Source organism: Micromonospora sp. C31, from assembly GCF_018070575.1.
In the GTDB taxonomy this organism is placed as follows: Bacteria; Actinomycetota; Actinomycetes; order Mycobacteriales; family Micromonosporaceae; genus Micromonospora.
On record NZ_JAGPXN010000002.1, the window covers coordinates 282,792 to 296,263 of the forward strand.

Annotated in this window: 16 protein-coding genes and 1 riboswitch; of the genes, 9 read left to right on the plus strand and 7 right to left on the minus strand. The window is 73.0% G+C overall.

Annotation, left to right across the window (positions count from 1 at the left end; translation table 11 throughout):
* The first annotated feature begins 32 nt into the window (after window positions 1-32).
* The 5 genes from KBX06_RS06165 to KBX06_RS06185 all read left to right on the plus strand — a co-directional run bounded on the left by KBX06_RS06165 (window position 33) and on the right by KBX06_RS06185 (window position 4,301).
* The gene (locus tag KBX06_RS06165) at window positions 33-704 is read left to right on the plus strand and encodes an ABC transporter ATP-binding protein (RefSeq protein WP_210833200.1); all 672 of its coding nucleotides are present in this window, start codon (window positions 33-35) and stop codon (window positions 702-704) included.
* A gap of 111 nt (window positions 705-815) precedes the next feature.
* Window positions 816-997: riboswitch (cobalamin riboswitch) on the plus strand.
* Between the two features lie 28 nt (window positions 998-1,025).
* Entirely contained in the window at window positions 1,026-2,039 is a 1,014-nt protein-coding gene (locus tag KBX06_RS06170) for an ABC transporter substrate-binding protein (protein ID WP_210833201.1), read from the plus strand.
* Window positions 2,040-2,044: 5 nt separating this feature from the next.
* On the plus strand, window positions 2,045-3,172 hold the full coding sequence (locus tag KBX06_RS06175; RefSeq protein ID WP_307854451.1) for an iron chelate uptake ABC transporter family permease subunit: 1,128 nt from the start codon (window positions 2,045-2,047) through the stop codon (window positions 3,170-3,172).
* Complete coding sequence (locus KBX06_RS06180; RefSeq protein WP_210833202.1) at window positions 3,172-3,939, plus strand: ABC transporter ATP-binding protein; 768 nt, start codon at window positions 3,172-3,174, stop codon at window positions 3,937-3,939. The genes KBX06_RS06175 and KBX06_RS06180 overlap by 1 nt, the downstream gene beginning before the upstream one ends.
* Window positions 3,936-4,301, plus strand: coding sequence for a hypothetical protein (locus KBX06_RS06185; protein ID WP_210833203.1), 366 nt, complete (start codon window positions 3,936-3,938; stop codon window positions 4,299-4,301). The genes KBX06_RS06180 and KBX06_RS06185 overlap by 4 nt, the downstream gene beginning before the upstream one ends.
* A gap of 38 nt (window positions 4,302-4,339) precedes the next feature.
* Here the strand turns inward: KBX06_RS06185 and KBX06_RS06190 are convergent, their stop codons facing one another.
* Window positions 4,340-5,095, minus strand: a complete 756-nt coding sequence (locus KBX06_RS06190) for a zf-HC2 domain-containing protein (protein WP_210833204.1) — start codon at window positions 5,093-5,095, stop codon at window positions 4,340-4,342.
* 89 nt (window positions 5,096-5,184) lie between these two features.
* A complete protein-coding gene (locus KBX06_RS06195) occupies window positions 5,185-5,751 on the minus strand; it encodes a sigma-70 family RNA polymerase sigma factor (protein WP_210833205.1) in 567 nt (188 codons plus the stop codon).
* A gap of 201 nt (window positions 5,752-5,952) precedes the next feature.
* On the opposite strand from KBX06_RS06195, the gene KBX06_RS06200 reads away from it, so the two are divergent.
* Window positions 5,953-7,560, plus strand: a complete 1,608-nt coding sequence (locus KBX06_RS06200) for an amidohydrolase (protein ID WP_210833206.1) — start codon at window positions 5,953-5,955, stop codon at window positions 7,558-7,560.
* 196 nt (window positions 7,561-7,756) lie between these two features.
* On the plus strand, window positions 7,757-8,986 hold the full coding sequence (locus tag KBX06_RS06205) for a serine protease (RefSeq protein WP_210833207.1): 1,230 nt from the start codon (window positions 7,757-7,759) through the stop codon (window positions 8,984-8,986).
* Window positions 8,987-9,121: 135 nt separating this feature from the next.
* Here the strand turns inward: KBX06_RS06205 and KBX06_RS06210 are convergent, their stop codons facing one another.
* From KBX06_RS06210 to KBX06_RS27605, 4 genes are all read right to left on the minus strand, one after another.
* On the minus strand, window positions 9,122-9,952 hold the full coding sequence (locus tag KBX06_RS06210) for a redoxin domain-containing protein (RefSeq protein ID WP_210833208.1): 831 nt from the start codon (window positions 9,950-9,952) through the stop codon (window positions 9,122-9,124).
* A 71-nt stretch (window positions 9,953-10,023) separates the two neighbouring features.
* Window positions 10,024-10,617: a TetR/AcrR family transcriptional regulator gene (locus KBX06_RS06215; protein ID WP_210833209.1), complete on the minus strand. Its 594-nt coding sequence runs from the start codon at window positions 10,615-10,617 to the stop codon at window positions 10,024-10,026.
* A gap of 108 nt (window positions 10,618-10,725) precedes the next feature.
* Window positions 10,726-10,953, minus strand: coding sequence for a DUF2399 domain-containing protein (locus KBX06_RS06220; RefSeq protein WP_307854470.1), 228 nt, complete (start codon window positions 10,951-10,953; stop codon window positions 10,726-10,728).
* A gap of 207 nt (window positions 10,954-11,160) precedes the next feature.
* On the minus strand, window positions 11,161-11,373 hold the full coding sequence (locus KBX06_RS27605) for a hypothetical protein (protein ID WP_247685265.1): 213 nt from the start codon (window positions 11,371-11,373) through the stop codon (window positions 11,161-11,163).
* Window positions 11,374-11,831: 458 nt separating this feature from the next.
* Here KBX06_RS27605 and KBX06_RS06230 point away from each other — a divergent pair, with 458 nt between their 5' ends.
* Both KBX06_RS06230 and KBX06_RS28665 read left to right on the plus strand, forming a co-directional pair.
* A complete protein-coding gene (locus KBX06_RS06230) occupies window positions 11,832-12,242 on the plus strand; it encodes a mechanosensitive ion channel family protein (RefSeq protein ID WP_210833210.1) in 411 nt (136 codons plus the stop codon).
* A gap of 75 nt (window positions 12,243-12,317) precedes the next feature.
* On the plus strand, window positions 12,318-12,626 hold the full coding sequence (locus KBX06_RS28665) for a DUF2254 family protein (protein WP_374225581.1): 309 nt from the start codon (window positions 12,318-12,320) through the stop codon (window positions 12,624-12,626).
* Between the two features lie 202 nt (window positions 12,627-12,828).
* On the opposite strand, the gene KBX06_RS06240 is transcribed toward KBX06_RS28665, so the two are convergent.
* On the minus strand, window positions 12,829-13,131 hold the full coding sequence (locus KBX06_RS06240) for a hypothetical protein (protein WP_210833211.1): 303 nt from the start codon (window positions 13,129-13,131) through the stop codon (window positions 12,829-12,831).
* Window positions 13,132-13,472: the final 341 nt, after the last annotated feature.

Sequence of the window (13,472 nt, forward strand, 5' to 3'; positions counted from 1 at the left end):
GCCGGCATGACCAGCACCGCCGGAGCGCCGGCATGACCAGCACCGCGCTCGCGGCCCACGAGGTCGCCGTCTCGTACGGTGGCCGGCGCGTCCTCGACGGCGTCGACCTGCGCGTCGCCCCCGGCGAGACGGTCGGGCTGCGCGGGCCCTCGGGCAGCGGCAAGTCCACCCTGGCCCGGGTGCTGGCCCTGCTGCACGCCCCCGAGGCCGGGCACGTCACCCTCGACGGCCACCGGGTGGCGGGGGCCCGGCACCGGCTGCCCGCCGCCGTCCGTACGCGCGTCGCGATCCTGTTCCAGAGCCCCCGCGCCGCCACCGACCCCCGGCTGGGCCTCGCCGACATCATCGCCGAACCACTCCGCGCCACCGGCACCCCCGAGGAGCGGGCGCGGGCCCGGGCGGCGGAGCTGGCCGACCTCGTCGGCCTCACGCCCGACCTGCTCACCCGCCGCCCGCACGCGGTCAGTGACGGGCAGCTGCAACGCGCCTGCCTCGCCCGCGCGCTCGTGCACCGGCCGGACTACCTGCTCTGCGACGAGGCCACCGCCATGCTGGACGCCTCCACCCAGGCGCACCTCGCGGCCGTCGTCACCGACTACCAACGGCAGCACGCCGCCGGGGTCCTGCTCATCACCCACGACCCGGCGCTGATGGCCCGCTGGGCGACGCGGGTGGTCGACCTGCCGCCTCCGCCACAGTCCTGACCGCCCGCACCGTCGGGCGTCCCGCACCGTCGGGCGTCCCGCACCGCCGGGCGCCCTCGGTCGGGTCGTCCCCGATGGTGTTCGTCACGTGACTTCCGGGCCGTCCGGCGGCTAGGGTGACGCTGCCGTGGTGTTCGGGAAGCCGGTGCAAGACCGGTGCGGCCCTCGCCACTGTGATCGGGAAGTTCGCGGCCCTCGTCGTAAGAGGTCACTGGGCGTCACACGCCTGGGAAGGCCGGCCACGGACGCACCTCCCGTCAGCCAGGAGACCGGCCACGGCATTGCGATGACCCGTCCACGAGGTGTTGGAAGGCGGTCCCGATGCGCGTGCGCGCTGTGCGGTCCACCCTGTCCCGGCGCGTCGCCGCGCCCCTGTCCGTCCTCGTCGTCCTGCTCGGCGGCTGCGCCACGGACGATCCGGCCACGACGCCCCCGCCGTCCGCCGCCCCGGTCACGCTGACCAACTGCGGTACGCCGGTCACCGTCGCCGCCCCGCCCGCGCGGGCGGTGACCCTGAACCAGCCCGCCACCGAGATCATGCTGGCGCTCGGCCTCGCCGACCGGATGGCCGGCACGGCGTACCTGGACGACGCGATCCTGCCCGAGCACGCCGCCGCGTACGCCACCGTGCCGGTGCTGTCGGACAGGTACCCGGCGAAGGAGAAGCTGCTGGAGGCGGCACCGGACTTCGTCTACGCCTCGTTCCACAGTGCCTTCGGCGACGAGGGCGTCGGCGACCGCGCCGCGCTGGCGGGGCTCGGCATCGGCACGTACCTCTCGCCGGCCGGCTGCCCGAAGCAGCACCGACCGGCGAAGCTGACCGTCGAGGACGTGTTCGCCGAGATCCGGGACGTGGCGGCCGTCTTCGGGGTGCCGGAGCGGGCCGAGAAGCTCATCGCCGAGCAGCGGGCCCGGATCGCCACGGCGGCCGCCCGGATCGGCGGCGCGCGGGACGTGTCGGTGCTCTGGTGGGACGCCGGCACCGACGCCCCGAGCGTGGGCGCCTGCTGCGGCAGCCCCAACATGATCATGTCAGCGGTAGGGGTGGGCAACGCGTTCGGCGACCTCACCGGCGCGTGGGCCGACACCAGCTGGGAGGCGGTCGTGGACCGCGATCCCGACGCGATCGTGCTGGTCGACGCGAGCTGGGACCAGGCCACCGCGAAGCGGGCCTTCCTGGCCCGGCACCCCACCCTGAAGGACCTGCCGGCGGTGGCCGGGCAACGCTTCGTCGTGATCCCGTTCACGTCCACCTCCGCCGGCGTGCGCGTCGTGCTCGGCGTCGAGGCGCTCGCCGCGGGCGTGGCGCGGCTCCCCGCCGGGGTGGACCGCTGACCGCCGTGGCCCGCCGCGCCGCCGACCCGGACAGCCGCACCGACGCCGCCGACCCGACCCGACCCACCGGTCCCGGAGCTGTCCGCCGTGCCGGCCACGCCGGGTTCCGCGCGGCGCATCCGGTCGGCCTGGCGGCGCTGCTGGTGGCCCTGCTGGCGGGGCTGGTCGTGTCGATCGGCGTGGCCGTCACCATCGGGCCGGCCGACATCCCCGTGTCGACCGTCTGGTCGGTCGTGGCCGACCGCCTGGGGCTTCCGCACGCCGAGGTGCCCCTGCTGCGCGAGCACATCGTCTGGCGGCTGCGCCTGCCCCGGGTGCTCGGGGCCGCCGCGGTGGGGGGCGGGCTGGCGGCCGTCGGCGCGGTCATGCAGACCGTCACCCGCAACCCGCTGGCCGACCCGTACCTGCTCGGGGTCTCCTCCGGGGCGTCGCTCGGCGCGGTCGCGGTCCTCGTCCTGGGCTTCGGCGGCGGGGTCGCCGCGCTCACCGGGGGCGCCTTCGCCGGGGCGCTGGCCGCGTTCGCGGTGGTGGCCGCGGTGGCCGGCCGGCGGGCCGCACTGGCCCCCACCAGGGTGGTGCTGGCCGGCGTGGCCGTCGCGCAGCTCTGCGGGGCCGCGACCTCGTTCGTCATCATCTGGGTCGCCGACCCGCACGCCACCCAGAGCATCACCTTCTGGCTCTCCGGCTCGTTGGCCCGCGTCGACTGGGCCGCCCTGGCCTGGGCCGCGCCGGTCCTGGCCGCCGTGCTCGCCCTGGTGGCGGCGTACGCCCGCACGCTCAACGCGTTCGCCTTCGGCGAGGACGCCGCGGCGACCCTCGGTGTCCCCGTCGGCCGGGTGCGGTGGCTGCTGCTGGTCGCCACCGCGCTGCTCACCGCGGCGCTGGTCGCCGTCAGCGGCGCGGTGGGCTTCGTCGGGCTGATCCTGCCGCACGCCGCCCGGTTCCTCACCGGGGCGGACCACCGGCGCCTGCTGCCCGTCGCCGTCCTCGCCGGGGCGATCTTCCTGGTCTGGGTGGACACCGCCGCGCGGACCCTGTTCGCGCCCCGGGAACTGCCCGTCGGCGTGCTGACGGCGCTGCTCGGGGTGCCCGCCTTCGTGGTGCTGCTGCGCCGCCGGAAGGTGCGTGGCTGATGCTCACCGTCACCGGAGTGTCCTGGTCCGTCGCGGCCCGGCGGATCCTCGACGACGTCACCTGCGCGGTGCCGGCGGGCGGCCTCGTCGGGCTGCTCGGCCCCAACGGCTGCGGCAAGACCACCCTGCTGCGGATCGTCGCCCGGCTCGCCGCGCCGGACGCCGGGCTGGTCACGGTCGGCGGCGACGACGTCGCCACCCTGTCCCGGGGCACGCTGGCCCGCCGCGCCGCGCTGCTCGCCCAGCACGCCGACACGGAACTGGACCTCACCGTCGGCGAGGTGGTGCTGCTCGGCCGTACGCCCCACCGCGGCTCGCGCTGGTCGGACAGCGCCGCCGACCGCGTCGCGGCGGCCGACGCGTTGGCCCGGGTGGACCTGGACGGGTACGCCGACCGCCGCTGGCACACCCTCTCCGGCGGCGAACGGCAGCGGGTGCAGTTGGCCCGGGCCCTGGCCCAGCAACCGCTGCTGCTGTTGCTCGACGAGCCCACCAACCACCTCGACATCGGCCACCAGCTGCACCTGCTGCACCTGGTCCGCCGTTCGGGCATCACCGCCCTGGCCGCGCTGCACGACCTCAACCTGGCCGCCATGTTCTGCGACGCGGTGGTCGTCCTGGCCGCCGGGCGGGTCGTCGCCGCCGGTACGCCCGCCGAGGTCCTCACCCCCGGGCTGCTCGCCGACGTCTACGGCGTACGGGCCGACGTGGTGGCGCACCCGGTCACCGGGCGGCCCGCCATCACCTACCACCCGCCCGCGCCATGACCGTCGCACCGGGCTGCCTCGTCACCGTCTGCCGCGACTGCTGCTGCGGCAGCACCCGCAAGCACCCGTCCGTCGACCACGACGCGCAGTTGCGGCGGCTGCGCGCCGGGCTGCCGGCACCGCACCGGGTACGGGTCAGCGACTGCCTCGACCTCTGCGCGCAGTCGAACCTCGTCGTCGTCCACCCCGCGCCGGCGGCCCGCCGCGCCGGTGCGCGGCCGGTCTGGTTCGGCCTGGTCCTGCACGACACCGTCGTCGACGACATCACCGGGTGGGTCCGGGCGGGCGGGCCGGGCGTGGCGCCGCTGCCCGCCGCGCTGGAGCTGTCGGTGGTCACCCCGGCGCTGCGCCCCGGCCGGTGAGGCGGCCTCAGCCGGTTGCGCCGCGCCCCGGGACCGCCTCAGGCCGCGCGGCGGTCGGAGGCGCACGCCGAGCCGGGGTACGGCGACGGGAGCAGCCGCAGCCCCGGCGACTCCGTGGGCTCGTCGGCGGGCAGGCTCCAGCGGGGCTCGTCCGGACGGCTGCGCCGGGCGGGACCGTCGGGGCGCAGCCCCGGGCGGGACAGGGCGACGACGATGAGGTAGCCCGCGAGGAGGAAGCCGTGGCTGACCAGCCGGGTGGTGTCCACCCGCTCCGTCAGCAGGTCGTTGACCGACAGCAGCGCCAGCATGCCGACGAAGGCGCTCAGCATCGGCACCAGCCCCGTCGGCGGTGTGCGCCGGGCCGCGACGAACAGGAAGCCGGCGCCCACGGCGACGTTCCACGCCGCCGACTCGTGCCACAGGTGCCCCGACACCAGCCCGCCGGGCGCCGCGTGCGCGTGCGCGCTCGCGGTGCCGCGTCCGACCTGCGCCAGGCCCAGCACGAGTTGCAGCGCCCCGACCAGACCCAGGACCGCCCGCAGGGTGACCACGACCCGATCCCGCCAACGGCGTGGGGACGGTGTGGGCAGCGCGGCGACGATGACGTCGGTGAGGTCGTCACCGGCGACGGCGACCGAGAGCCGGGCCCGGCGGGTCACCGCGGTGGCCTGGTCGTACCACCTGCGGCAGCCGGCGCAGCCGGCCAGGTGGTCCGCCACCGCCGCCCGCTCGGCGGCGGTCTCCTCCCCGTCCAACCGCGCCGACAGCACCTCGCGCCATTGCTCACACCCCATGTACCGGTAGTCGGCGCGAAGGCGTGGTTGGTTCCCGCGCAGTTTGGCGGGCCATCGCCCGCCCGCAGGTCAGCGCGGGGGAGCGCGGCTCATCCGGTGGCGTCGCCGCCCCGGCGTGCGCCCGGCTCGGACCAGCTCCGCGCGGCGGCGACCAGATCCTCCCGGGCCCGCGCCACCCGGGAACGGATGGTGCCCACCGGGCAGCCGCACACCTGCGCCGCCTCGGCGTAGGACAGGCCGAGCACCTGGGTGGCGACGAACGCCTCCCGCCGGTCGCGGGGCAACGCCGCGATGAGGCGTTCGAGCACGACCTGCCGGTCGAAGCCGCTGTGCGCCGGGTCGGGTGCGTCGTAGCCCGCCGGCATCGACACCGTGCGCGGCCGTGAGGTCAGGGTGCGGACGTGGTCCGCCGCGACCCGGCGGGCGATGGCGAGCAGCCACGTCCGCGTCGAGGAACGTCCGGCGTACGACGGCAACGACCGCACCGCCCGCAGGAAGGTCTCCTGGGTCAGATCGTCGGCCTCGCGGGGCGAGACCAGCGCGGCGAGGAAGCGCCGCACCTGCTGCTGCGTAGCCCGGACGAGGCAGGCGGCGGCGCTGCGGTCACCCCGGCCGGCGGCCAGCGCCCACGCGGTCAACTCCGCGTCGTCGGCCATCCGGCACCTCCGCGTCGGGCCGCCGGAGGTGATGTCCGACGACAATCACGACAGGTTGTAGTAGTAACTGCCGGGTAGCGTACCGCAAGCGGCCCCCGCGCGGGCCCGTCCTCACCGCCGCACACCCCGGGTGCCCGGCGTCCAAGGCCGGGAGCTGTCTAGCATGGACGGCCCCCGCCCGACCGTCGAAGCAGGCAGCCCATGACCGGTACGGTGTTCGAGAACGCCCGGATCCACACGCTCGACCCCGCCCGTCCACATGCCGAGGCGATGCTGGTGCGCGGCGAGCGCATCGTCGCCGTCGGGGACCTCGACGAGTGCCGCGACCGCGCCGGCGCCGGGGTACGCCGGGTCGACCTCGCCGGCATGGCCGTGCTGCCCGGGCTGATCGACAGCCACCTGCACTCGGCGCTCTACGTGCGCGGCCTGGAGCAGGTGGACCTGCGCGGCACGACCAGCCTCGACGAGGCGCTGACGCGGATCGCCCGGCACGCCGCCACCCTGTCGCCCGACGCCTGGCTCCTCGGCGGGCGCTGGGACAGCCACAAGTGGGACCGGCCGGTGCAGCCGACCCGCGCCGACCTGGACCGCGTCTGCCCGGACCGGCCCGCCGTGCTGCCCAGCATCGACGGGCACACCACCTGGGTCAACACCGCCACCCTCCGGCGGCTCGGCATCGACGCCGACACCCCCGACCCGATCGGCGGGCAGATCGCCCGCGACGAACGCGGCGAGCCGACCGGCATCCTGCGGGAGGCGGCCGGGGACGCGGCGTACGACGTCATGCGCTCCTCGCTCGCCGGTGACCTGGTCGCGCAGCTGCGTACCCACCTGCCCCGGCTGCTCGCCGCCGGCCTCACCAGCATCCACGACCTCGACGGGCAGGACTGCCGGGCCGCCTACGAGACCCTGTACGCCCGGGGTGAGCTGCCGCTGCGGGTGCACAAGTCGATCCCGTCGACCGCGTTGGACGAGGTGATCGACCGGGGCTGGGCCACCGGTGACGGGGACCGGTGGCTGAGCACCGGCCCGGTCAAGATCTTCACCGACGGGGCGCTCGGCTCGCACACCTGCCTGATGACCGAGCCGTACGAGGGCGAGCCGCACAACCACGGCATCGCGGTGACCCCGGCGGAGGAGTTCGAGCGGCTGGTGGCGAAGGCGGCCGGCGCCGGCATCGCCGTCGCGGCGCACGCGATCGGCGACGCGGCGAACGAGATGGTGCTGCGGGCGTACGCCCGTTGGCAGGAGTCGGCGCGCACCGACCCGACCGTCGCCGGGGCGGTACGGCGGCTGCGGCACCGGATCGAGCACACCCAGCACCTGCGGCCGGTGGACGTGCCGCTGTTGGCCCGGCTGGGCGTGACCGCCTCGATGCAGCCCACCCACTGCACCAGCGACATCCCCCTGACCAGCCGGATGCTCGCCGGCCGGGACCTCGCCTCGTACGCCTGGCGGAGCCTGCTGGACGCCGGCGCGACGGTGGCGTTCGGCTCGGACGCCCCGGTGGAGGACCCGGATCCGTTCTTCGGCATCCACGCCGCGGTGACCCGGCAGCAGCCCGACGGCACCCCGCCCGGCGGTGTGGACCCGCACGAGCGGGTGGACCTCGACACCGCGCTGCGCTGCTTCACCGAGGCCGGCGCGTACGCCTCCTACGAGGAGCACCTGAAGGGGCGGCTGACCCCGGGGATGCTCGCGGACTTCATCGCGCTGCCCACCGACCCGTACCAGGTCGAGCCGGCGGCCCTGCGCGACCTCACGGTGGCGCTCACCGTGGTCGGCGGGGTCGTGCGCTGGCAGCGCTGACCGGCGGCGCGCTCGGCGGTGCGCCGTCTCGTCGATGTTGTGCATCGAGGAGCACCCTGCGCCGCTGACCGCGTCGCCACCCGCCGCGCAACTCCTCCGAGGCCTCGAAAAGCCATTGATATATTTGCATGTCTTGCCTGCCCTCGTGTATGAAGACGGGAAGCACGTCCGGTGCTGGTTCTTGGAGGGAGCGACGATGAAACACGCCCTACGCCGCCTGCGAACGGCGGCGGTCGCACTCGGCGCCTGCACGCTCGGGCTGAGTGTGCTGTCGGTACCCGCCGCCGAGGCGTCCGCGGTGCAACCTCTGGCACCGCACTCCCAGCGGGCGCCCGAAGCGGACCAGTTCCAAGCGGAGGGCGTCACCACCGTCGGTGAGCTGCGCACCGTCGAGGGCTCGCTCTCCGCCGCCAGCGACGGCCGTACGCAGATCATCCGGCACCCCGGCGCGTCGTACGTCAAGGTGCACTTCAGCGCGCTGCGGCTCGCCCACGGCGACTACGTCACGGTGTCGAGCCCCGACGGCCGCGAGAGCCACCGCTACGACCGCTACCTGAACCGGGCCACGGGCTCGGACTACACCACCGACGGTCTGCCGGGCTTCTGGGCGATGTCGGTGGAGGGCGACACGGCGGTGGTGACGCTGCACAGCAGCCGCGCCTCCCGTGGCAACGTCGCGACCATCGACCGGTTCTGGCGCGGCTACGACCGCACCGAGATCGCGCAGCACAACCTCTCCACGCAGTCCGTCTGCAGCACCGACGCCCGCCGCGACGCGGTCTGCTACCAGAACAGCCACCCCACCGAGTACGCGCGCGGCAGGGCCGTGGCGCGGCTGCTGATCAGCGGCGGCGGCATGTGCACCACCTGGCGGGTCGGCAACACCAACCGCATGCTGACCAACAAGCACTGCTTCTCCACGCAGTCCGCCGTCAGCGGCAGTGAGATGCAGTTCAACTACCAGTGCGCCACCTGCGGCGGCAACAACCCCGGCGCCGGCACCAAGGTCAGCGGCGCCACGCTCTACAAGGTGAGCAGCGGCGGATCCGGCGAGCTGGACTACGCGCTGTACTCGGTGAACAACTTCACCAGCATCCAGAGCTTCGGCACGCTGTACCTCGCGACGACCGCCACCAGCACCGGCACGCGGATGTACATCCCGGCGCACGGCGACGGCAGGCCCAAGCGCCTCTCGATCTTCGAGGACACCCAGAACGGCGCGACGTGCACCGTCAAGAACGCGAACTACAACAGCTGGAACATCAGCTACAGCTGCGACACCTCCGGCGGCAACTCGGGGTCGCCCGTGCTGAACTCCAGCCACCGGGTCATCGCCCTGCACCACCTCGGCGGTTGCCCGTCGAACCAGGGCGCGAAGGCGCACGTGATCTACAACCAGATCGCCAGCCTGATCGACAACGGCTGACGACCGACTGACGGAGGGCGGGCCGCCGGGACGCGAGTGCGTCCGGCGGCCCGGTCGACGGGGCTGCGAACGTGACCGCTGTGCAGTGATCCCAGACAAGTGCGAACGCGACAGCCCGTTCCGCCAGCCGGGATCTCACCGCCCCGCGATGACCGCGGCGACGGTCAGTGTCGCGACAGTGGCGACAAGCAGTGCTGCGGCGGCGCCTCGTCGATCATGCGGGAGCCGGCGGAACAACTGTGAGACGCGGCCGAGCACCGCGAGGGGCGTCGCGGCGAGCCAGACGTCTCGTTCGACTCGGCCACCGGCGAAGCGGACCACGCCGGGCAGGTGGCCGACTGCGCGCAGCAGCGGGCCGATCATCGCGCGGCTGCGGTCACTTTCCGGAAGGCGGCCGGCGGTGAGGTGGATCAGAGCGGAGCGAAGGCCGCGCTCGTCGTTGGCCCAGTGAGCGCGGTAACGGATGACTCCGGCGGTGTCGATCAGATAGGCGGAGTTGGGTTTCGGGCTCATCGCGCGGTGCAGCCCGCCGTCGAGGTCGTCCACCGCGACCTCGAAGCTGACAGCGTGATGGCGGCGCAGCTCTTCGGCGTGGGCCAGCTTCTGCGCCCACGTGCGCGGCTGGTCGAACCGCTCACCCGGGTGAGCCTCCCGGGTGTTGACCAGCACGAAGCGGACCCGGTCGCCGAACTCGCGGTGCAGCAGGCGCAGCACCGGGCCGGCGCTCTCGGTCACCGGGCAGGTGCGGGAACCGAAGACGAGCAGCACCGGAAGGCGGCCGAGATCGGTGTCACGGAACCGGCCGCCGTCGAGGGTGGGCAGGTCGAACGCCGGCATATGGTCGCCCGGCGCGGGTGCGCCACGGTCGAAGGTCAGGTCGTCGATGAGCAGACCGGTACGGAACCGGTTGAAACGGTACGCCGCCGCGTTGCCTTCGGATGCGGCGTGTGCGGATGTCGGTGACATGTTCCCCTCCCAGGTGTTTGACTGATCGGTCAACTCTGCTGCCAGCACAATGGGCGCCAACGCCGTATCGATCAGCGCGGCGCCTGCAGCAGCAGACGGATGTCCGTCTTGGCTTGCAGGACGAGGCCGGGATCGTCCATCGCCTTCGCCAGCAGCGCCAGGCCCTGCAAGTGGGCAAGTGCCCGAGTCGCGGCGGTCTCGGCGTCCACCGTGGATGCCACCTCGCCGCGACCCTTCGCCTCGCTGATGGCCGTGGAGAAGTAGGCCTTCCACGCCTGCAGCAGCCGGATGGCCTGGGCCCGCGCATCGTCGCCGTGCATGGCGAACTCGGCCGCGAGCGAGCCGAGCGGGCAGCCGGGCGTGGTGCCGAACCGGTCGCGCATCAGCGTGAGCATCCGCGCGAAGCTGTCCACGAACCGGTCGACCCGTGCCAGCGGCGGCAGGTCGTCAGCGAAGGCTTCCTCGAGCACCGCGCTCATCATCGCCCAGTTGTGCTCCAGCACCGCGCCGCCGAGGGCCTGCTTCGAGGCGAAGAAGTGGTACAGGCTGCCCTTGTGGACGCCAGCCGCCCGGCACACGTCCTCGGTGCTGACCGCGGCCAGGGATGCGCCATGGACCAGGTCACGGGCAACCGCCACGATCCGTTCACGCGTATCGCGGGCCATTCGCGCCTCCCGGACTCGACCGACCAGTCGAAGGTAGCGGTTAGTTGACCGATCAGTCAACAGCGGAGGCCGCCGGAACGCGGCCTCCGGCGAGCCATCGCCGGACCGTCACCTGGCCCCGGCCGTGCCCAGGTCGGCGATGAGCCGATCGAGCAGGCGCTCCTCCATCACCGCTCGGCCGGTGCGCCGCATCGACTCGCCCAGCGACTCGTCCCACGGCGTCCGGGTGGGCGTACCGAGCAGGGCCGTGCCGGTGTACGCCGCAGGCAGGTAGTCAGCCGCGGTCATCCGCCACGGGGTCGCGCCCGGATACCGCTGCAGAGCCGCCGCCGTCAGTCGTACGCAGCACGGCCGTCGCCTCGCCGAGGGTCACGATCGGGTGTGACGTGATGTTTGATAACGGCCCGTGGTGAGTGCTGGGCCTGTCTTTTCGATGCGCCACCAGATGATTGCGGTGATGACGATGACAGCGAAGGTGGGGACGAACTGGTACGGCGTGCCGGCTCCGGTTGAGCGGTCCTGGAGTGCGCTACCGGGGTCCACTCACAGGGCTGTGGCCAGGACGAACGTGAACGTGTTGAGTGCGGCGTGCAGCACGACGGTGATCTCAAGCCCGCCGGTGCGCCAGGTGATGATGGCCAGTCCGGTCCAGAGCACAAGTACCAGACGATGATGTACGGATCCGTCGCGCCGTGTGCGGCCGTGAACAGTTACGCCGTATTCCTCGCCCGCCGACTGAGGCGGGGTGAGGAGCATCGTGGCGATGAAGATGGACTCGATCCTGGTGTCCGAAACCGAAACCCTCTACACGGCGGTCGACTGCGTCCTCAACGCCCCGACCACATGAGCGGCATCCCCTGCCGGTCCTTCACATCCCGATAGCACTCGCCCCCGTGCTCGTGGAGCGCTGATGCTCCGCAGCCTCGCACATCGTGAACGGGATACCGGCCGGCGACGGCGGCAGGATCGGTGTTGCCGCGCCCGCAGTGCCGGGGATGGCTGTGTGTTCCGCCGTGATCGTGGCTGAGCGTCGAGGTGCCACCAACTTCTCGCACTGCGGGCGGGCCGGGTTGAACGGGCGCGGCACCGACAGCCGTAGACCCTGATGCCCGGAGGCGGCGGGTTTGGCTGCGTGTGTTTCGTCGGGATCGCTTGGCTCACGGTAGGAGATGCCACCCGCCGCTTCGTCGTCTGCGAGATTCGGTAGACCGCTCATGGAGACCCGCGACCTGCGTTCGCATCGTGAGAAGGAGCTGACCCGGCCCGTGCCGTACGAGGCGGACTGGCACCTGGCGGAGCGGATCCTGTGCGAGGAGGCGGAGAGCATCCCGTCGACGGTCGAGGCGCGGCGCGCCATCGAGCAGATGCGCCACCGCTACCCGGTCGCCGATGCCGAGGTCGACGCCCGTGTCTTCGTCCGGGCCACCCCCAACTGGGTCGAGCTGTCCGCCCGGATCGTGGTGCCGGTCCGCACCGCACGGCAGGTCAAGGACCAGGTCACCCGGCGGGTGCTGGACCGCTTCGCCGAGAACGGCATCCGGGTGGCGTCGGTGACGCAGGAGATCACCGTCCACCCGCTCCAGGCAACGGAAACTGTCGCCGTCGTTCCGGCCGACCGCCGATGACGAGCCACACGTCATGAACCGACCTCGCACCGTGTCCGCGCGGCTGGCCGGGATGCGAAAGAGCTTCTGGCCTTCCTGCAGGACCGGACCATCCAGGCGACCCTCGGTACGTTCGTCGCCACCTTCCTGTTCGCGATGGTGGTGCTCGCCGCGTTGCCGGCCCAGGAGGAGCAACGGCTGCCGGAGCTCTCCCTCGCCGGTTCCATCGGTGCGCAGACCCGACGGTCGATCGCCCACCTGCCCCGACCCGACGAGCCGCCGGCGACGGGTGCCCGGCGGGGTGACCCGCACCGAGCCGGCACATCCATCCGTCGCCGAGTCGCCCGAGGACCCGGATCTACGAGCACCCGGTTTCCGGCTGAACAGTCAGCCGAGATCGACTGACCAGCCGAGATGTAGGTCCCGATCATGCCACCGACGGTTACAGAGCAACGTAAACCCTGGCATCACCGCCGGGCCGAACGGCAGCGGCGACAACTTCGCGGTGACGAGCACCGCCAACGGCAACTGGACCTGGCCGACGGTCAACTGCCGCCCCGGGTGACCGGACCGATCGATACTTCGGTCCGGTCACCCGGCGGAGCTTTCACGCGGCGCAGATGATCTGGGCCTGCGCGAAGTAGAAGTTGGGCATGGGCTGACTCACCGAGGACACCCCGTTGGAGCACTGGAGGAACGGCTCCGAATAGCCCGCGGCATAGGCCACGTTGCGGGCCTGGTTCTGGGCGTTGATCATCGCGATCTGCGGGATCGAGCTGCTGCCGTAGCCGGTGAAGACCTGCACCCCCGGCGACGGGGCAGCCGAAGCCGGAGAGGCGACGGCGAGGCTCGATGCCAGCATCGCCGTGGCGAGCGCCGCAGCGGCGGTGAGTCGTCGGACCGTGGACATGACTCTAATCTCCTCCTAATTAGGTGGTGGTCGGCTGCCAGGTGTCCCCTACTGTCCCGGAACACGGAGGGGGCGGATGATCTCAGGCGGCACCGGCCGGGTCGCCGAGGTGCTCGTACGGCTGCGACGCGGACCGGGCGTGCCGCTTCACCTCGTCGAGGCGGTTGATCTGGCGGCCGGCCATCCCATTGCGGCGCCGGCACCGCCGTCCATGGAGACGTGGACCCGCTGCAGCAACAGGCCAAAGCGCCCAGCCGCGAGGCCGGCGTTCGCCCGACCCGACCAAAGCGCTGACCTCGACCGCATCATGGGAGAAGATCCTAATCGATATTCTGCTTTCT